The following is a 948-nucleotide window of genomic DNA, read 5'->3' as shown; positions in this document are numbered from 1 at the left end:
GTACGAGCTCATCGAGCCGATCGCGGGTCAGCACGAATCCGCCCGGATGCTGGGATAGGTGACGAGGTGTTCCGACAAGTTGGTGGGCAAGTTCCAGCGCCAGCCGCAGGCGGCGATCGCCCATGTTAAGATTTAGACCTTCGGCGTGTTTTTGCTCAACGCCTTCGGACCAGCCCCAGATCTGGGACGGTAGGGTCTTTGTCAGGTCCTCCGGCAGGCCGAGCGCCTTGCCCACGTCGCGAACGGCGCCTTTGGAGCGATACCGGATAACGGTCGAGCACAGCGCGGCGCGGTCGCGGCCATAGGTCTCGTAGACCCACTGGATGACTTCCTCGCGCCTTTCGTGTTCAAAATCGACGTCGATGTCCGGCGGTTCACGGCGCTCTTCAGAGACGAAGCGCTCGAAGAGGAGGTCATTGCGATCCGGATCGATCGAGGTGATGCCGAGCACGTAGCAGACCGCTGAGTTGGCGGCCGAGCCGCGCCCCTGACACAGAATTTCCTTTGAGCGCGCGAACCGGACGATCGAGTTCACCGTCAGGAAGTAGGGTGCATATTCGAGCTTCTCGATCAGCCGCAATTCGTGCTCGAGATTGCGCCGGACCTTGGAAGGCAGTCCTTCCGGATAGCGGTCGACCGCCCCTTCCCAGGTCAACTTTTCGAGCGCCTGCTGCGGGGTAAGGTCGGGATAGAGCTTCTCTTCGGGATACTGATAGGCAAGCTCGTCGAGCTTGAACGGGCAGCACTCCATGATCTCAATCGTGCGGGCTAGCGCTTCCGGATAGCGGCCGAACAGCCGGTGCATTTCTTCCGGCGGTTTCAGATAGCGATCGGCGAAACGCTCGTGCCGATGTCCGAGCTCGTCGATGGTGACATTGTGACGGATCGCAGTGACGACATCCTGCAGGATCTGGCGCCCCGGCTCATGAAAGAGCACGTCATTGGTCA

1 pseudogene is annotated in these 948 nt (G+C 60.7%); it reads right to left on the bottom strand.

Annotation, left to right across the window (positions count from 1 at the left end):
* Positions 1-948 (bottom strand): annotated as a pseudogene (dnaE2, locus tag CEV33_RS00625) (error-prone DNA polymerase); the annotation flags it as partial.

The organism is Brucella grignonensis, from assembly GCF_002252505.1.
GTDB classification, from domain to species: Bacteria; Pseudomonadota; Alphaproteobacteria; order Rhizobiales; family Rhizobiaceae; genus Brucella; species Brucella grignonensis.
This window is presented reverse-complemented; position numbering and strand designations above follow the sequence as displayed.